The organism is Streptomyces sp. NPDC057486, assembly GCF_042802415.1.
GTDB classification, from domain to species: Bacteria; Actinomycetota; Actinomycetes; order Streptomycetales; family Streptomycetaceae; genus Streptomyces; species Streptomyces yanii.
This window is the reverse complement of sequence record NZ_JBHVEE010000114.1, coordinates 14504-32756: the sequence shown is the minus strand read 5'-3', so window position 1 is coordinate 32756 and position 18253 is coordinate 14504. Positions and strand designations below refer to the sequence as shown.

The 18253-nt window shown below is 70.8% G+C and carries 13 protein-coding genes and 1 tRNA gene; 5 read left to right on the top strand and 9 right to left on the bottom strand.

The window, feature by feature from the left end; translation table 11 throughout:
• Window positions 1–71 precede the first annotated feature (71 nt).
• The 7 genes from rho to ACFU6I_RS36325 form a co-directional block, all read right to left on the bottom strand.
• The gene (rho, locus tag ACFU6I_RS36355) at window positions 72–2063 is read right to left on the bottom strand and encodes a transcription termination factor Rho (RefSeq protein WP_384374963.1); all 1992 of its coding nucleotides are present in this window, start codon (window positions 2061–2063) and stop codon (window positions 72–74) included.
• A gap of 384 nt (window positions 2064–2447) precedes the next feature.
• Window positions 2448–3365, bottom strand: coding sequence for a homoserine kinase (thrB, locus tag ACFU6I_RS36350; protein WP_384374960.1), 918 nt, complete (start codon window positions 3363–3365; stop codon window positions 2448–2450).
• Window positions 3366–3624: 259 nt separating this feature from the next.
• Window positions 3625–4695, bottom strand: a complete 1071-nt coding sequence (thrC, locus tag ACFU6I_RS36345; RefSeq protein WP_384374957.1) for a threonine synthase — start codon at window positions 4693–4695, stop codon at window positions 3625–3627.
• A 6-nt stretch (window positions 4696–4701) separates the two neighbouring features.
• Entirely contained in the window at window positions 4702–6057 is a 1356-nt protein-coding gene (locus tag ACFU6I_RS36340) for a homoserine dehydrogenase (RefSeq protein WP_384374954.1), read from the bottom strand.
• A 96-nt stretch (window positions 6058–6153) separates the two neighbouring features.
• Window positions 6154–7545 (bottom strand): diaminopimelate decarboxylase, encoded by a 1392-nt coding sequence (gene lysA / locus ACFU6I_RS36335; protein WP_384042454.1) that lies wholly within the window; start codon window positions 7543–7545, stop codon window positions 6154–6156.
• A gap of 26 nt (window positions 7546–7571) precedes the next feature.
• A complete protein-coding gene (gene nrtL / locus ACFU6I_RS36330) occupies window positions 7572–8636 on the bottom strand; it encodes an ArgS-related anticodon-binding protein NrtL (protein WP_384374951.1) in 1065 nt (354 codons plus the stop codon).
• A 55-nt stretch (window positions 8637–8691) separates the two neighbouring features.
• Window positions 8692–9174: a response regulator gene (locus ACFU6I_RS36325; RefSeq protein WP_384374948.1), complete on the bottom strand. Its 483-nt coding sequence runs from the start codon at window positions 9172–9174 to the stop codon at window positions 8692–8694.
• Between the two features lie 208 nt (window positions 9175–9382).
• Between ACFU6I_RS36325 and ACFU6I_RS36320 the strand changes: the two genes are divergently transcribed.
• Window positions 9383–9454 (top strand) — tRNA-Arg (locus ACFU6I_RS36320).
• A 269-nt stretch (window positions 9455–9723) separates the two neighbouring features.
• Here the strand turns inward: ACFU6I_RS36320 and glyA are convergent.
• Window positions 9724–11022 carry a serine hydroxymethyltransferase gene (gene glyA / locus ACFU6I_RS36315; RefSeq protein WP_384374945.1) on the bottom strand — a complete coding sequence of 433 codons (1299 nt, stop codon included), beginning with the start codon at window positions 11020–11022 and terminating at the stop codon, window positions 9724–9726.
• A 429-nt stretch (window positions 11023–11451) separates the two neighbouring features.
• Between glyA and ACFU6I_RS36310 the strand changes: the two genes are divergently transcribed.
• Window positions 11452–13401, top strand: a complete 1950-nt coding sequence (locus ACFU6I_RS36310) for a protease pro-enzyme activation domain-containing protein (RefSeq protein WP_384374942.1) — start codon at window positions 11452–11454, stop codon at window positions 13399–13401.
• Window positions 13402–13527: 126 nt separating this feature from the next.
• Here the strand turns inward: ACFU6I_RS36310 and ACFU6I_RS36305 are convergent, their stop codons facing one another.
• Window positions 13528–14586 carry a Ku protein gene (locus ACFU6I_RS36305; RefSeq protein ID WP_384374939.1) on the bottom strand — a complete coding sequence of 353 codons (1059 nt, stop codon included), beginning with the start codon at window positions 14584–14586 and terminating at the stop codon, window positions 13528–13530.
• A gap of 70 nt (window positions 14587–14656) precedes the next feature.
• Here ACFU6I_RS36305 and ligD point away from each other — a divergent pair, with 70 nt between their 5' ends.
• The 3 genes from ligD to ACFU6I_RS36290 all read left to right on the top strand — a co-directional run bounded on the left by ligD (window position 14657) and on the right by ACFU6I_RS36290 (window position 18157).
• Window positions 14657–15544 (top strand): non-homologous end-joining DNA ligase, encoded by an 888-nt coding sequence (ligD, locus tag ACFU6I_RS36300; RefSeq protein WP_384374936.1) that lies wholly within the window; start codon window positions 14657–14659, stop codon window positions 15542–15544.
• 139 nt (window positions 15545–15683) lie between these two features.
• Window positions 15684–17843, top strand: coding sequence for a HEAT repeat domain-containing protein (locus ACFU6I_RS36295; RefSeq protein ID WP_384374933.1), 2160 nt, complete (start codon window positions 15684–15686; stop codon window positions 17841–17843).
• Window positions 17840–18157: a zinc-ribbon domain-containing protein gene (locus ACFU6I_RS36290; RefSeq protein WP_345510338.1), complete on the top strand. Its 318-nt coding sequence runs from the start codon at window positions 17840–17842 to the stop codon at window positions 18155–18157. Before ACFU6I_RS36295 ends, ACFU6I_RS36290 begins: the two co-directional genes overlap by 4 nt.
• Window positions 18158–18253 lie beyond the last annotated feature (96 nt).

Here is an 18253-nt window from a genome sequence, read left to right as displayed (position 1 = left end):
CCCCGTCACCGAAGTGACGGGGTCGGCCCTTGTGACGACCGGCGGTCCGGGGCTGCCGGGACGGTACGAGGTCAGTCGTTGCCGTTGCCCGGGGCGGGCGTCGTCTTCTGGATCTGGAGCAGGAACTCCGCGTTGGACTGGGTCTTCTTCATCCGGTCCAGGAGCAGCTCGATCGCCTGCTGCTGGTCGAGCGCGTGGAGCACCCGGCGCAGCTTCCAGACAATCGCCAACTCGTCGCTGCCGAGCAGGATTTCTTCCTTACGGGTGCTGGACGCGTCGACGTCCACCGCCGGGAAGATGCGCTTGTCCGAGAGCTTCCGGTCGAGCTTGAGCTCCATGTTGCCGGTGCCCTTGAACTCCTCGAAGATCACCTCGTCCATGCGCGAGCCGGTCTCGACGAGCGCGGTGGCCAGGATGGTCAGCGAGCCGCCGTCCTCGATGTTGCGCGCGGCACCGAAGAATCGCTTCGGCGGGTACAGCGCGGTCGAGTCGACACCACCGGACAGGATGCGGCCGGATGCCGGGGCCGCGAGGTTGTACGCGCGGCCGAGGCGGGTGATCGAGTCCAGCAGGACGACCACGTCGTGACCCAGCTCGACGAGACGCTTGGCGCGCTCGATGGCCAGCTCGGCGACGGTGGTGTGGTCCTCGGCGGGACGGTCGAAGGTCGAGGAGATGACCTCGCCCTTCACCGACCGCTGCATGTCGGTGACCTCTTCCGGACGCTCGTCGACCAGGACGACCATCAGGTGGCACTCGGGGCTGTTGACGGTGATCGCGTTCGCGATCGCCTGCAGGATCATGGTCTTGCCGGTCTTCGGCGGGGCCACGATCAGGCCTCGCTGGCCCTTGCCGATGGGAGCGACCAGGTCGATGATCCGCGTCGTCAGGACGTTGGAGTCGGTCTCCAGACGGAGCCGGTCCTGCGGGTAGAGCGGGGTCAGCTTCTGGAACTCCGGACGGCCGCGGCCGGATTCCGGCGCCATTCCGTTGACGGAGTCGAGGCGGACGAGCGCGTTGAACTTCTCGCGGCGCTCGCCGTCCTTGGGCTGGCGCACCGCACCGGTGACGTGGTCACCCTTGCGCAGGCCGTTCTTGCGGACCTGGGCGAGCGAGACGTACACGTCGTTCGGGCCCGGCAGGTAGCCGGAGGTCCGGATGAACGCGTAGTTGTCGAGGATGTCCAGGATGCCCGCGACGGGGATCAGGACGTCGTCGTCGGTGACCGGCGGTGCGTCGCTCGCGAAGTCGTCGCGGCCACGACGGCCACGGCGGTCGCGGTAGCGGCCACGGCGGCCGCGACGGCCACCCGCCTCGTCGTCGTAACCGTCGTCCTGCGGGCCGCCGCCACCCTGCTGGCTCTGCCCCTGGCGCTGCTGGCGCTGGCCGCCCTGCTGCCCCTGGCCACCGCCCTGCTCGTCGCCCTTGCCACGGCGGTCCCGCTGACGGTCACGGCGGTCGCCCCGCTCACCGCGGTCGCCACGCTGACCACGGTCGCCACGGCGGCCCTCGGCGGTGTCCACGGCGGCTTCGGCCTTCGCCTCGGAGCGGTCCTCGCCCTTCGGCTCGGCCTGCGTCTCCACCTTGGCCTCGGCCTTGGGCTCCGCCTTGGTTTCCGGGCTGCCCGCCTGCGCGGTCGCACGGCGCCGACGACGCTCGCCCGCGGGCTGGTCGTCACTGGCCGGCTGGCCGGGGATGTCGATCTGCTGCTGAGCCGTGACCTTCTCGGCGGGCGCGGCGGCGGACTCGTCCCCGGTGCGCGACTTGGAGGTGGCGCGCCGCTTGGGCTTGGTCTCGGCGTCCACGGCAGCGGCCTTGGGCGCAGCAGTGCCGGCCTGCGCCTCCTTGATGACCTCGATCAGCTGGCTCTTGCGCATCCGCGCAGTGCCCTTGATGCCGAGGCCGGACGCGACCTGCTGCAGCTCGGCCAGAACCATGCCGTCGAGGCCGGTGCCGGAGCGGCGGCGCCGTGCGGTGGTGCCAGTGGCAGCACCTTCGGCGGGCGCGGCACTGTCGACGGTCTTGTCGGCAGTCACGCCCATCAGATCGGTGGTGTCGCTCACGAAGGGTCCTTCCCTGGAGCGGACGTCGGCCTTCTGGCTCGGCGACCGGTTGTGCTGTCCGACTGCGGTCTTTTGATCTTGCGGACCGTGCCGGGGCGGTGGTCCGCCGGGTACGGCGGAGAGATGAATGTGCAAGGGTCCGGCGCGAGCATCCCCCTGCTCGGCCCACTCCTGGACAAGCGAGGGGTGTCGTGCCGGTTCCGGAGCGTGCTCAAAACTGCTCAGGCAGGCTGCTCAGGCAGTTGGGGAGGCTCTCGGAAGAAATGGTGGCCCCGGAAAGGGACACGAAGCAACGCGCCACATAGACGTCGGTTGCAGACTTGAGGTTAACACTACCGGCTCCAACAAACATTCCCCCTCTCACTCACCGGCAATCACTTCTCGCTACGGGGCGAGTGGCAACACACTCGCACCCGAGGCGTCGAGAGTGAGCCGGTTGGCCGCCCATCCCTCGCCCGCCAGCCGTGCGACCTTGTCGGCCGCACCGTCCTCGGCCAGCGCGAGCACGGTCGGCCCGGCACCGGAGATGACTGCAGGGACGCCGTCGGCGCGCAGTCGGTTCACAAGTTCCACGCTCTCCGGCATCGCCGGGGCACGATATTCCTGGTGCAGTCGGTCCTCGGTCGCGGCGAGCAGCAGCTCGGGGCGCCGTGTCATGGCCTCGACGAGGAGCGCCGCACGGCCTGCGTTGAACGCGGCGTCGACGTGCGGGACGGTGCGCGGCAGCAGTCCGCGGGCCGTCTCGGTGAGGACCGGCTTGCCGGGGACGAAAACCACCGGAACGATGGAATCAGCGGGATCCATCCTGATCGCCCGGGCGGATCCGCCGTCCATCCAGGCAAGCGTGAAGCCGCCGAGCAGGCATGCGGCGACGTTGTCGGGGTGGCCCTCGATCTCGGTGGCGAGCTCCAGCAGGGCCGCGTCGTCGAGCCGGGCGTCGCCGCCGGTGGTCACGGCGCGGGCCGCGACGATGCCGGCACAGATGGCGGCGGAGGACGAGCCGAGGCCGCGTCCGTGCGGGATGCGGTTGGCGCAGACGACCTCCAGGCCGCGGGGCTGTCCGCCGAGCAGGTCGAAGGCGGTTCGCAGGGAGCGCACGAGGAGGTGACTCTCATCGCGGGGCAGGGTGTCGGCACCCTCTCCGGCGATGTCGATGTGCAGGCCGGAGTCGGCGACGCGGACGACGACGTCGTCGTAGAGCCCCAGCGACAGGCCGAGGGCGTCAAAGCCCGGGCCCAGGTTGGCGCTGGTAGCGGGGACGCGCACCCGGACGGCGGCGGCTCGGAAGGCGGGACCGGCCATCGCTTCGACGACTCTCCTTGTGAGGCAGCGGGGATGTGTTGCGGTGGGGATTTCGGCGGTGGATCTTTCGTAAGCCTGTGGAGAACCCGATGGCCACGACGGCAGCACCGCGGCAGGTGCGGCGTGGCAGGTTGGGTACAGCTTATCGAAGGAAGGTTCTGTCGCGACATAGGGCGCACAGGAGGCGCACGATGCGTGTCGCACGCCTCCCATGCGCTCTCCGCCCCGAAAAGGGGCGGTTGAGCTGCTGTTGTTCCGGTTACGCGAGGCCCAGCTTCTCCGCGGCGGCGGCCGCGTCGACCGGTACCGTGACCGGCTGCGGGGCACCTGCGACGGCCCAGTCGGGATCCTTCAGGCCGTTGCCGGTGACCGTGCAGACGATCTTCTGGCCCGGGTCGACCTTGCCCTCTTCGGCGGCCTTGAGCAGACCGGCGACCGACGCGGCCGAGGCGGGCTCGACGAAGACGCCCTCCTGCGAGGCCAACAACCGGTAGGCGGCCAGGATCTGACGGTCCGTGACCTCGTCGATGAAGCCGCCCGACTCGTCCCGCGCGGCCAGCGCGTACTGCCAGGAGGCCGGGTTGCCGATCCGGATCGCGGTGGCGATGGTCGACGGGTCCTTGACGACCTCGCCGCGGACGATGGGCGCGGAGCCGGAGGCCTGGAAGCCCCACATGCGCGGCTTGTGCGTGGACATCGCGTCCGCCGCGTACTCCGTGTAACCCTTCCAGTACGCGGTGATGTTGCCCGCGTTGCCGACCGGCAGGACGTGGATGTCCGGGGCGTCGCCGAGCGCGTCGACAATCTCGAACGCCGCGGTCTTCTGGCCCTCGATCCGCACCGGGTTGACCGAATTGACCAGCGCCACCGGGTAGTTGTCCGAGAGCGAGCGGGCCAGCGTCAGGCAGTCGTCGAAGTTGCCGTCGACCTGCAGGATCTTGGCGCCGTGGACGAGCGCCTGGCCCATCTTGCCGAGCGCGATCTTGCCCTGCGGCACGAGGACGGCGCAGACCATGCCGGCCCGCACCGCGTACGCGGCGGCGGAGGCGGAGGTGTTGCCGGTGGAGGCACAGATGACTGCCTGTGCGCCCTCCTCCTTGGCCCGGGTGATCGCCATCGTCATCCCACGGTCCTTGAAGGACCCGGTGGGGTTGGCGCCCTCCACCTTGAGGTGCACCTCGCAGCCCGTACGCTCGGAGAGGACCTGAGCGGGAACGAGCGGCGTACCACCCTCACGGAGCGTGACGACCTGCGTCGTGCTCGTGACCGGGAGACGGTCCCGGTACTCCTCGATGATGCCGCGCCACTGGTGGGTGCCCTTGGTGGTCATGGGTCCTTACTCCCCTTCAACACGCATGATGCTGGCGACACCGCGCACGGTGTCGAGCTTGCGCAGCGCTTCGACGGTCGCCGAGAGGGCGGCGTCGGGCGCGCGGTGGGTGACGACGACGAGGGATGCCTCGCCGCCTCCGCCCGCCCGTCGCCCGCCGCCGCCCTGCTCGATGGCGACTTCGTCGCCGCTGCCTGTATTTCGGCCTTGCTGGCGAACCGTGTCGATGGATACGCCCTGTTCGGCGAAGACCGTCGCGACCTGGGCGAGTACGCCAGGCTTGTCGGCCACGTCGAGGCTGATGTGGTACCGCGTGACGACCTCGCCCATGGGGCTGACCGGCAGACGCGTGTACGCGGACTCACCGGGACCGGTGGCCTCGCCGAGCTTGTTGCGGCAGACCGCGACCAGGTCGCCGACGACCGCGGAGGCGGTCGGCGAGCCACCGGCGCCGGGGCCGTAGAACATCAGTTGGCCTGCAGCCTCGGCCTCGACGAAGACCGCGTTGTACGCCTCGCGGACGGAGGCCAGCGGGTGACTGAGCGGGATCATCGCGGGGTGCACGCGCGCGGTGACGGACTGTCCGTCGGCGGCCCGCTCGCAGATGGCGAGGAGCTTGACGGTGCAGCCCATGCGGCGGGCCGAGGCGATGTCGGCGGCGGTGACCTCGGTGATGCCCTCCCGGTGCACCTCACCGATCTTCACCCGGGTGTGGAAGGCGATCCCGGCAAGGATCGCGGCCTTGGCGGCGGCGTCGAAGCCCTCGACGTCGGCGGTCGGGTCTGCCTCGGCGTACCCGAGGGCGGTGGCCTCGTCGAGCGCCTCGGAGTAGCCCGCGCCGCTGGTGTCCATCTTGTCGAGGATGAAGTTGGTCGTGCCGTTGACGATGCCGAGCACCCGGTTGACCTTGTCGCCGGCGAGGGACTCGCGCAGCGGCCGTACGAGCGGAATGGCACCGGCGACGGCCGCCTCGTAGTAGAGGTCCCGGCCCTGCTGCTCGGCGGCGGCATGCAGTGCGGCGCCGTCCTCGGCGAGCAGCGCCTTGTTGGCGGAGACGACGCTCGCGCCGTGCTCGAAGGCGGTGGTGATGAGCGTGCGGGCGGGCTCGATGCCGCCGATGACCTCGATGACGACGTCGATGTCGCCCCGTTTGACCAGGGCGGTCGCATCGGTGGTGATGAGTGCGGGGTCGATGCCCTCGCGCACCTTGGAAGGACGGCGGACGGCGACGCCGGCGAGCTCCACGGGCGCGCCGATGCGCGCGGCGAGGTCGTCGGCGTGCGTCGTCATGATGCGCGCCACCTCTGAGCCGACCACTCCACAGCCCAGCAGCGCCACCTTCAGCGGACGCGTACGCATCATCCGACCTCGTTTCTCATACATGCTCATGTGTGGACCAGTCTCACTCACCGGACGGGCGTTTCTGTCACCCGTCCGGATCCTGAGACATCTATTTCATCAGCCGACATCAAGACGCAGGAGATCTTCCTCCGTCTCGCGCCGGACGATCACGCGCCCCTCTCCGTCGCGCACGGCGACGACGGGCGGGCGCAGCGCGTGGTTGTAGTTGCTCGCCATGGAGCGGCAGTAGGCGCCGGTGGCGGGCACCGCGATCAGGTCGCCGGGCGCGAGGTCCGACGGCAGGAACGCGTCCTTGACCACGATGTCGCCGCTCTCGCAGTGCTTGCCGACGACGCGGACGAGCATCGGCTCGGCGTCGGAGCGGCGGGAGACGAGCGCAACGGAGTACTCGGCGTCGTACAGCGCGGTGCGGATGTTGTCCGACATGCCGCCGTCGACACTGACGTACGTACGGAGCCCTTCGAGGTGCTTGAGGGTGCCGACCTCGTACAGCGTGAACGCGGTGGGTCCGACGATGGCGCGCCCCGGCTCGACCGAGATCCGCGGGGTCGCGAGCCCGGCCGCCTCGCACTCGCGGGTCACGATGTCGCTGAGCGCCTTGGCGATCTCGTGCGGCTCGCGCGGGTCGTCGTCGGAGGTGTACGCGATGCCGAGACCCCCGCCGAGGTCGATCTCCGGCAGTTCGATGCCGTGCTCGTCGCGCACCTCGGCGAGGAGCTGGACCACCCGTCGGGCGGAGACCTCGAAGCCGGCCATGTCGAAGATCTGCGAGCCGATGTGCGAGTGGATGCCGATGAGTTCGAGCCCGTCGAGGGCGAGCGCCCGGCGGACCGCCTCGGCGGCCTCTCCCCCGGCCAGCGCGATGCCGAACTTCTGGTCCTCGTGCGCGGTGGCGATGAACTCGTGGGTGTGCGCCTCGACGCCGACGGTCACCCGGATCTGTACGCGCTGCCGCTTGCCGAGCCGCTGCGCGACGTGCGAGACCCGGACGATCTCCTGGAACGAGTCGAGCACGATCCGCCCGACGCCGGCCTCGATGGCGCGCTCGATCTCGGCGACGGTCTTGTTGTTGCCGTGGAAGGCGATGCGTTCGGCGGGCATCCCGGCGCCGAGCGCGGTGGTCAGCTCACCACCGGAACAGACGTCGAGGTTGAGCCCCTCCTCCCGGAGCCAGCGCACCACGGCCCGCGACAGGAAGGCCTTTCCGGCGTAGAAGACGTCGGCGTCCCGCCCGAAGGCGTCGGCCCAGGCGCGGCAGCGGGCGCGGAAGTCGCTCTCGTCGAGGAAGTAGGCGGGCGTCCCGAATTCCTCGGCCAGCCGGGTCACTTCGATCCCGCCGACGGCGACGACGCCGTCGTCGTTGCGGGAGACGGTGCGGGCCCAGACCTTCTCGTCGAGGGCGTTGAGGTCGGCGGGCGGGGCTGCGTAGTGGCCCTCGGTCAGGACGTCGGCGTGACGGGGACCGGCGGGGTGTGCGGATCGGCTCATGGTGTTGCTCTGCTCTTTCAGGTCTCTCAGAGGACTTCGGGTGCGCTGATGCCGAGCAGGGACAGGCCGCCTGCGAGCACCGCCCCGGCAGCTTCGGCAACGGCCAGCCGGGAGCGGTGGGCGGCCGAGGGTTTCTCGTCACCCATGGGCAGCGGCGGGCAGGCGTCGTGGAAGTCGAAGAAGGCGTGCGCAACCTCTTCGAGCTGCCGGGCGAGCCGGTCGGGGGCGCGGTGACGGGCGGCGGCGGCGAGAGCCTGGGGGTAGTCGGCCAGCGTGCGCAGCAGTGCGGGGGCGTCGACGTCGTCGTCGTACGTCCCGGTGAATCCGAGCAGGGCTGCGCCGCGGGTGAGGGCGCAGACCCGGGAGTGGGCGTAACGGACCAGGAAGAGCGGGTTGCCGGCGCCCTGGACGAGCAGCTCCGCACCGAGCGGGGCGTGGTCGTGTCCGGCCGGCCGCAGCAGTCCCCACCGGGTGGCGTCGGGACCGAGCCGCCGCAGCAGCTCCCCCGCACCGGCACCGGCGGGAACGGGCCGGATGGCGGTGAGCGGAGCCGGCGGCTTCCCCTGTGCGTCGATGTGGACACCCAGCCGCGCCCAGTCCGGGTCGGGCGTGCCGTCGCAGCTGGTACGCACGAGCGCGCCCTGCGTGCGCGCGATCGCGCGCAGCGTGTGGGTGGTGACCGCCGCCCGGACCTCGCGGGCGTGGCTGAACTGCAGGATGTCTCCGGCGAGCGTGTCCCCGTGTCCGTACCGGGTCCCTCGCGCCAGCACCTCGCGGACGAGTGCCTCGCGCGCCCGGACATCGGCCGACGCGTCGAGGGTGAAGCTCAGGAACCCGGGCCCGGTGACGTCGACCCGCCCGATCCCGGGTGCACCGGTGACCCGGTCCCGCAGGATCTCGGCCACTTCCCTGGCCGGACGCGCGGCAGGGCCGGCCAACTGCAGCGCGACGGCACAGGCGTAGTCCCCGGTCCCGCCGGGCCTGGTCCTCTCCACCCGCACCCGCGCGGGCACGGGCGCGCGCAGGACGTCCTCGTCGACCGCGCGGCGCACAGCGTGCAGCACGGTCCTGGAGAGATCGGCGGGGGTCACGGGACAAGCGTAGGGGAGGGAGGGGGGCCTTTCGCGACCCGGTTTCGCCATGCGGTCAGCCCGCGGCGCTCTCCGCCCTCCCGGCAGGGTGTCTGCCGTCGATCGACGGCGGGGCCTCCTTGTTCGCCAACTGCCGTACGAGCCGCACCAGCTCGCTCGGCTCGAAGGGCTTCGCCAGGAAGGCGTCGACCCCGGCGGCGACACCGTTGTCCACCTCGTACTGCGTACCGGCGCTGATGATCGCGACGGGCAGTTGGCTGGTCCGGGGATCGGAACGGAGCCGGGTGGCGGTCTGCAGACCGTCGAGCCGGGGCATGACGACATCAAGGGTGATCACATCCGGACAGACCTGATGCACCAGATCCAGACACTCGACACCGTCGGCCGCGGTCACGACCTCGAAGCCCTCAAGCTCGAGATTGACCCTGATCAACTGCCGGATGACCTTGTTGTCGTCGACAACAAGCACGCGGCCGCACGCCCCTGACACACTCCGAGGGTAGGTCGGGCGTAGGGGCTGCGTCCGGGTTTTGCCCATTTCCGGCCCCGGACGAGTGGTCGGCGGGTGGCACATGGCCGACACGGCGGCCCGGCTGTCGGGCGCGCGAGCGGGCCGGCGGCGCGGGACACGGCGGCGCGGGGGCACGGGGGGCGACGTGCGACGGTGACCGCACGGAAATACCTGTTCACGGACACCCGCCGGAAGCTGGTAGTGTTTCATTCGTCGCCAAGCAAGACGGCGACACGCCCCCGTAGCTCAGGGGATAGAGCATCGGCCTCCGGAGCCGGGTGCGCAGGTTCGAATCCTGCCGGGGGCACTTCGCAGGAAGTGCCGAACAGACCTCGCCAACAGCGAACTCGCTGGGGCGGGGTCTTGGCGTTTCTGCCGATGATCCGCAGCCTGAGGGTCGCGGCCCCACTCGCGGAAGCGGTCCATCCGGGGTCGGACACGCCGCCCCCGGATGGGCCCTGCCCCGCATCACCGTCGATCCCAGGCGGAACCGGTGGAACGCGGTGCCCCGGCAAGGGGCGGATTCGGCCGTTCCGTCGCAGACGCCGGACCTCCGGCAGAACGGCCGGGCCCTGATCAGCCCACCGGCAGCCCCGGCGCCGGGTACGCGTCCATCAGGGTCCTCACCTCTGCGCGCACCTTCTCCACCACGGTCTCGTCACCGGTGCGCGCCGCCACGACCACGCGGTCGCTCCACTCCGCGACCGTGCCCATCTCGGAGGCGGGGATCCCGCGGGAGGTCAGGGCGGGGGTGCCGATGCGGATGCCGGACGGGTCGAACGGCTTTCGGGGGTCGTACGGGACGGCGTTGTAGTTGACGACGATGCCGGCCCGGTCCAGGGCCTTCGCCGCGATCTTGCCGGGTACGCCCTTGCCGGTGAGGTCGATCAGCAGGAGGTGGTTGTCCGTGCCGCCGGAGACCAGGTCGAAGCCGCGGGAGGCCAACTCCTCCCCCAGGGCACGGGCGTTGGCGACGACCTGGTGGGCGTAGGCGCTGAAGCCGGGGGTCGCGGCCTCCTTTAGGGCCACCGCGATCGCCGCCGTCGTCTGGTTGTGCGGGCCGCCCTGGAGGCCCGGGAAGACGGCGCGGTCGATGGCGCGGGCGTGCTCCGCCCGGCTCAGCAGCATCGCTCCGCGCGGGCCGCGCAGGGTCTTGTGGGTGGTGGTGGAGACCACGTCGGCGTACGGGGCGGGCGAGGGGTGGGCGCCGCCCGCGATCAGGCCCGCGATGTGCGCGATGTCGGCGACCAGGACCGCGCCGGTCTCCTCGGCGATCTCGGCGAAGCCGGGGAAGTCGATCTCCCGGGGCACTGCCGTACCGCCGCAGAAGATCACCTTGGGGCGCTCGGCGAGGGCCAGGTCGCGGACCTCGTCCAGGTCGATACGGCCGGTGTCGCGGCGGACGCCGTACTGCACACCGCGGAACCATGTGCCGGTCGCGGAGACGCCCCAGCCGTGGGTGAGGTGGCCGCCCATCGGCAGCGACATGCCGAGCACGGTGTCGCCCGGCTGCAGGAAAGCCAGGTACACCGCGAGGTTGGCGGGCGAGCCGGAGTACGGCTGCACATTGGCGTGGTCCATGCCGAAAAGGGATGTGGCCCGTTCGACGGCCACCGTCTCCACCTGGTCGATGATCTGCTGGCCCTCGTAGTACCGCTTGCCGGGGTAGCCCTCGGAGTACTTGTTCTGGAGCACCGTGCCGGAGGCCTCCAGCACGGCTGCGGAGACGTAGTTCTCACTGGGGATCAGGCGCAGGGTGTCGGCCTGGAGCCGCTCCTCCGCGGTGACGAGGGCGGCGAGCTCCGGGTCGGTGGCGGTGAGTGCGGGGCGGCGGTTCTCGGGTGTCGTCACGGGATCCTCCCGGGTCTGGCGCATTGCTGCGGCGTGGACCCGGATGCCCAGGCGGACGGCTCTCCGGCGGTGACGCCTCCGGGCGGGCCCGGAGTGTGCCGCTTCCTCGTGGTCGGTTCCACGGAGCACCCCTGCCGGGATGCGCGCCAGTCGCGGCGCCTCTCAGTCTACTGACGGCGCAGCCAGGGGGCTCTTCGACGGGCCGTTCGTGGATGGCCGATTTCCGGGTGGACGCGCGCAGACAACCGGGCGGAGGCGGTCGGAGCAGCGCCCTCCCGGTCGCACGCATTTCCGACCATTCACCTTGAACTTCCCTTCATTCGCCCTCTCTTGACAGTTTCTTGGCGAATGCATGCCCCTTACGTAAAGGGTTCCTCGCCAGAGTGGCGGCTTACATGTGCACATCATCCGGCACATGCTCCGCACGCGAAGACCCACATCGCAGGGGGTTACATGAGAACCAGTCGCGCCAGGCGTCGCGCCGGTCTGAGCATGGCAGCGACACTGCCGCTGCTCGCCGGTGCACTCGCGCTCGGCATACCGTCCGCCAGCGCGGACTCCGCACCCGCGGGTCGCGACGCTCTGCAGGGCAGCAAGCCGGTCTGGGCCACGGCCAAGGCCGACCAGGGCGCCACCGCCGACAGCGGAAAGGTGAGCGTCCGGGTCCATCTGGCCGGGCGGGACGCGAAGGGACTGACGGCCTACGCAGCCGCCGTGTCCGACCCGGCGTCCCCCTCGTACGGGAAGTACCTGAGCGCCAAGGAGGCGCAGGCCCGGTTCGGGGCGACCCAGCAGCAGATCGACCAGGTGGTCCAGTGGCTGAAGTCGAGCGGTCTGACCGTCACCGGCGCCCATCAGCACTACGTCTCCGCCACCGGTGACGTCGCCGCGGCCGAGAAGGCGTTCAGCACCCAGCTGCGCAACTACCGCAAGGGCAGCCGGACCTACCGCGCCCCGTCCTCCACGGCCTCCGTCCCGGCCGCGCTGAGCGACGCCGTCCTCGCCGTCTCCGGTCTGGACAACGCGCCGCACAAGTCGAGCCACGACGAGACGCTGCCGCCGCCGGACGCGGTGTTCCGCAACTCCGGTCCGTTCTCCTCGTACTTCGGCTCCAGGACGGCCTCGACGCTGCCGAGCGCCTACGGCTCCAAGGTGCCGTACGCGATCAAGGGCTACACCGGCAAGCAGCTGCGTGCCGCCTACGGTGCGGGCAGCTGGACCGGCAAGGGCGTGACCGTCGCGATCACCGACGCGTACGCCTCGCCGACCATCGCGAAGGACGCCGCCGAGTACGCCGCGCGCAACGGTGACGCCCCGTACAGGCGCGGCCAGCTCAGCCAGGTCCTGCCGGACGACTACACGAAGACCGAGGAGTGCGGGGCCTCCGGCTGGTACGGCGAGGAGACCCTCGACGTCGAGGCCGTGCACGCGGTCGCGCCCTCCGCCGACATCGTCTACGTGGGCGGCGCGTCCTGCTATGACGCCGACCTGCTGGACTCGCTCAACAAGATCGTCGACCACCGGCTCGCCGACATCGTCTCCAACTCCTGGGGCGACATCGAGGCCAACGAGACACCGGACGTCGCGGCCGCGTACGACCAGGTCTTCAAGATGGGTGCGGTCGAGGGCATCGGCTTCTACTTCTCGTCCGGCGACGACGGCGACAACGTCGCGTCCACCGGCACGAAGCAGATCGACGTCCCGTCCAACTCCGCGTGGGTGACATCGGTCGGCGGAACCTCACTGGCCGTCGGCAAGCACGACACGTACCAGTGGGAAACCGGCTGGGGCACGCTGAAGGCGAACCTCGCAACCGACGGCAAGAGCTGGACCGGCTTCCCCGGCGCGTACACCTCGGGCGCGGGCGGCGGCACCAGCTCGACCGTGAAGCAGCCGTTCTACCAGCGCGGCGTGGTCCCGGACTCGCTCGCGCAGGCGAACGGGAAGAAGCGGATGCGCACGGCCCCGGACATCGCGGCCGTCGCCGACCCGAACACCGGCTTCCTGGTCGGCCAGACGCAGACACTGCCCGACGGCTCCCTCGGCTACGACGAGTACCGCATCGGCGGTACGTCGCTGGCGGCGCCGGTCATCGCGGGCGTCCAGGCGCTCGCGCAGCAGGCCCGGCACGGCGGCCCGCTCGGTTTCGCCAACCCGGCGATCTACGCCCGGTACGGCTCGACGGCGTACCACGACGTCACCGACCACCCGCTGGGTGCCGACCGTGACCTCGCGGTCGCCCGCGTCGACTTCGCCAACGGCGCCGACGCGGCGGACGGCTTGCTGACGTCGGTGCGCAGCCTCGGCAAGGACGCCTCGCTGAAGGCGGTCAGGGGATACGACGACGTGACGGGGGTCGGGACTCCGGCAGCCGGATACGTGAACTCGTACCGCCGGCACTGAGGCACGGGCTCGATGCGATGACTGCCCCGGGGCTTCGGCTCCGGGGCAGTCCCGTGTGGCAGCCCCTTCGGACAGGTCGGCAGCGCCACGTCGCCGCGGGCAGACGCAGTGACTGCCGGTGTCCCGTCAGGCCGATGCGCGTTTCTTGGGTGTTGCCTTCTTGGCCGTCGTCTTCGTGGTCTTCTTCGTCGCCGTCTTCGCGGTCGACTTCGTGGTCGACCGCGCGGCGGTCTTCTTCGCCGGGGCTCTGCCCGGCGTCGACTTCTTCGCGGTGGTCTTCCGGGGCGCGGCGGTCGCGGAGGCCTTCTTCTTCGCGCCGGTGCCGCCGCTCTTCTTGCGGCCGGCGAGCGACGTCACCTCGGCCACCGGTGCGCTCTCGGACTCCTCCGCCTCCTCCGCCTCCTCGCCGCGGGCCTTCTTCGCCGCCCGGACGCTGTTCTCCAGCGCCGCGATCAGGTCGATGACCTTGCCGCCGCCGGTGTCGCCGGACGCTGCCGGTTCGAGTGCCTCGCCGGAGACCTTCGAGGCGATCAGCGCCTCGACCGCCTCGCGGTAGTCGTCGTGGAGGGTGTCCATGTCGACCTCGCCGAGAGTGGCCATCAGCGCGTCGGCCAGGTCGAGTTCGGCTTCGCGGACCGTGACGTCGGTCTCCGGGGCCACACCGTCGGTGGCGCGGATCTCGTCGGGCCAGAGCAGGCCGTGCATCGCGATCACGTCGTCGACGACGCGCAGCATGCCGAGCCGTTCCCGGCCGCGGAGCGCGTACTTGGCGACGGCCACCTTCTGGCTCCGCTTCAGCGCCTCGCGCAGCAGCGTGTACGGCTTGGCGGCGGGGACTCCGTTGGCGGAGAGGTAGTACGCCGTGTCCATCTGGAGCGGGTCGATCTCGGTGGCGGGCACGAAGGCGACGATCTCGATCGTCTTCGCGGTGGGGAGCGGGAGCGAGCCGAGGTCCTCGTCGGTGATCGGGATGATCGAGCCGTCCGCGTCCTCGTACCCCTTGCCGATCTCGGAGGCTGTCACTTCCTGCTCGTCGATTTCACAGACCTTCCGGTAGCGGATCCGGCCGCCGTCGGCCAGGTGGATCTGGCGGAAGGAGATCGAGTGGCTCTCGGTGGCGTTGACCAGCTTGATGGGGATGCTGACCAGCCCGAAGGAGATCGCGCCGTTCCAGATGGACCTCACCGTTCACCCCTTTGTTCCTGGAGATACCGATAGATCACTTTTGATCACGAATTCATGTGATTCTTATCGTATGACGCCGATCACAGAGGTGGAGGGGCGGCGCCTGGCGCTCAGCAATCTCGACAAGGTTCTGTATCCGGCCACCGGGACCACCAAGGGCGAGGTGCTGCACTATTACGCGGCGACGGCGGCGGGGGCCCTGCTCGCGCATCTGCACAACCGGCCGGTGTCCTTCCTGCGCTATCCGGACGGGCCGGACGGGCAGCGGTTCTTCACCAAGAACCCCCCGCCGGGCACCCCGTCCTGGGTACGGGTCGCCGAGGTGCCGCGGCACATGGCACAGCAGGCCGGACAGGTGCTCATCCAGGATCTGGCGTCGCTGATGTGGGCGGCGAACCTGGTGGTGGAGTTCCATACGCCGCAGTGGCAGGCCGACAGCCCGGGCATCGCCGACCGGATGGTGTTCGACCTCGATCCGGGGGCTCCGGCAACCGTCGTGGAGTGCTGCGCGGTGGCCCTGTGGCTGCGCGACCGGCTGGCGGCGGACGGGCTGCTCGCGTACGGGAAGACCTCCGGATCGAAGGGGCTGCATGTTCTCGTACCACTGGAGCCGGCCTCCTCCGACCGGGTGTCGGCGTACGCCAAACAGCTGGCGGTGGAGGCGGAGCGGGATCTTCCGGAGCTGGTGGTGCACCGGATGACGCGGGCGCTGCGGCCCGGGAAGGTGTTCGTCGACTTCAGTCAGAACGCGGCGGCGAAGACCACCGCCACCGCGTACACCCTGCGCGCCAGGGCCGAGCCGACCGTGTCCGCGCCCGTCGCCTGGGCCGAGATCGAGGGCTGCCGGAGCCCCGCCGAGCTGGTCTTTCTGGCCGACGACATGGCCGGGCGGCTGGCGCGGTACGGGGATCTGCTCGGCCCGCTCATCAATCCGAACCGGGCCCGGCCGCTGCCCTGATGCCCGGGTCGTGGCGCACGCATCCGGCCGCTGTCATGCCTGCGAGAAGAAGGCTGCATGTGGCGGGTGGATTGCCCGGGCCGTGGTGCACACTCTGCGCAGGCACTGCAATCACGTGAATCCGCGGGGAGGCGATGGCATGTTGGCTGGGATCGACGAGGTCGACTGGGCCTCGATGGAGCATGCCTACGGGCCTGCCGACGACGTGCCGGGCCTGCTCCGGGGGCTCGCGTCCGCCGATCCGGCGGAGCGCGAACAGGCGCTGGACGGTATGTACGGGGCCGTTCACCACCAGGGGGATGTGTACGCCTGCACACTCGCCTGCATTCCCTTCCTCTTCGAGCTGGTCGTGGACCCGGGGATCCACGACCGGGGCAGCATCGTCGAGCTGCTGACCAGCATCGGCGGCATCGATCTGGACGAGGACGACGACGAGGAGTTCGACGAGGAGGAGACCGACGAGGAGGAGATCGAGGACGCGGCGAACTACGCGATGGCGGCGTCGGCCGTCACCGCCGGCGCCGGGGCGTTCTTCGAGCTCATCGCCGACGAGGACCCGGGGGTACGACTCGCCGCGCCACTGGCACTCGCCACGCTGCACAGCCACCCGGTGCGGGTCCTCGCGCTGCTGCGGGAGCGGCTGCCGGTGGAGCCGGACGAGGAGGTGCGGCTCGCGCTCGTGGAGGCGGCGGGTCGGGTCGCGCTGCGGAACCGCCCGCTGGCCGGGCAGGCGGCGGACTGGCTGAGCCGCCTCGCCGCGGAGGCGTACGCCCCGGCGCTGCGGCTGGCTGCCCTCGCCCAGCTGGCCCGCTGCGCGCCGGACGCGCTGCCGGGCGATGTCGTAGGGATGGTGGCGGGGCTGCTGGCCGAGCTGCGCTCGACACCCGGCACATCGGTCGGCGTGCCGGACCCGGTGGGCACTGCCGCACAGGTCGACGAGCCGGGCCCGGGCGAACCCGCCGAGGAGCGGGGTGCGCCGGTGACCCTGGTGGGGCAGGTGCGGGCACTGTCCGCGGCGGAATCCGCCGGGCGCAGCGCCCCCTGGACGGCGGATCTGCTGCGGACGCTGCATGTCGGGCTCGACGACCGGGTTGCCGACCGGAGCGCGCTGCTGATCGACCAGCTGAGCAGCCCCGACCGCTGGCAGCGCATCGATGCGGTACGGATGAGCAGCGGGCTGATACGGGCCTGGCGGGGCTCGTACGAGGAGCTGGTCCGCCTCGTGGGTGCTCAACTCGCGGACCCCGAGCCGCGGCTGGCCGAGGCCGCCTCGCACATGCTGGAGGATCTGTTCGGGCTGGCCGCGCCCGCCGCGGACGCGCTGGCTGCGCGGGTGGCGTCGGATCCCGGGTCCTGGGTGAAGGAGTGGGAGAGCGAGCCGCCGGGGCTCGGCAGCGCGGTGAAGGCGCTGGCCCGGCTGGGTGACGCCCGTGCGGTGCCCGCGCTGGCCGCAGCGCTGGAGCGGCCCGAGGTGCCGCACGACGTGGGGTTCGCCATCGGCCATCTGGGCGCGGCCGCGGCCCCGCTCGCCGGAGTGCTGCGGCGCAGGCTGGGCCTGCTCGATCTCGACGAAGGGGTGTACGACCGGGCGAGTCCGCTGCTCGGCGGGCTGACCGCGCTGCGGGCGGGCGAGGCGGCCCCGGAGGTGCTGCGGGTGCTGCGCGGGGCGCCGGAGTACCGCGGGGAGTGGCTGCGGACCTCGGCACTGCGGGCACTCGGCTCGTTCGGTCCCGCCGCCCGGTGCGCCGTCCCGGAGTTGCGGGCGCTGATCCGCCGCCCGGGGACCCCGGCGGCGACGGAAGCGGCTCAGGCGCTCTGGGCGGTCGAGGGGGACGCGGAGGCCGTGCTGCCGGTTCTGATCGAGGGCCTGGGGGCGGAGCACGCGCACGAGCGGCGCTCGGCGGTGAGCGCGCTGGGCGGACTGGGTGCGCACGCGGCCGCGGCGGCACCCCGGCTGCGGGCACTGCTGCTCCACGACGAGCTGTGGCTGCGGGTGGATGCGGCGATCGCGCTGTGGGAGGTGACGGGGCGGTCCGAGGAGTCCGTACCGGTCATGCTGGCCGCTTGGGAGAAGAACCGTCATGTCAGGGTCCGGGTGGCGGAATGCCTGGCGCTGATGGGTGTTGCTGGTGCAGGGTCGGATGCGGCACATGTGCTGCGCGCCGAACTCGCCTCCGTACGACGTCACAACGCCATGGACGGCGGGTACGGCAGCCACGACACATGCGAGGACGAAAAGCTGCTGGTGCTCTGCCGGCGAGCGCTTCACGAAGTAACGGGGAAGGGGCCCACGACATGATCATTTTTGGTACGCGAGGCTATCTGTACCAACTGGCCATTCTGACTCTGGTCTGCGGCTGGTGCGGCAATCCGTCCGCGCACACACTGCGGAAGCGGGTCACGAAGTTCACGCTGTTCTTCGTGCCCCTGTTCCCGTTCTCGACGAAGTACGCGACGCAGTGCACGTTCTGCGGCGGGGAGCAGAAAATCCCGAAGGAACAGGCCGACCAACTGCTGGCGCAGCACGTGGCGTCGCAGGACGGCAACCCGTTCGGACAGGCCCAGCAGCAGCCGGGGTATGCCCAGGACGGACAGAACCCCTACCAGCGCTGATACACCTCCGGCAGCACCGGCAGCAAAAGGGCATAAGAGACTCCCTTCCACATAAGGTCGATGGGGCACGGGTCGTCAGACCCATGACCTCGGACG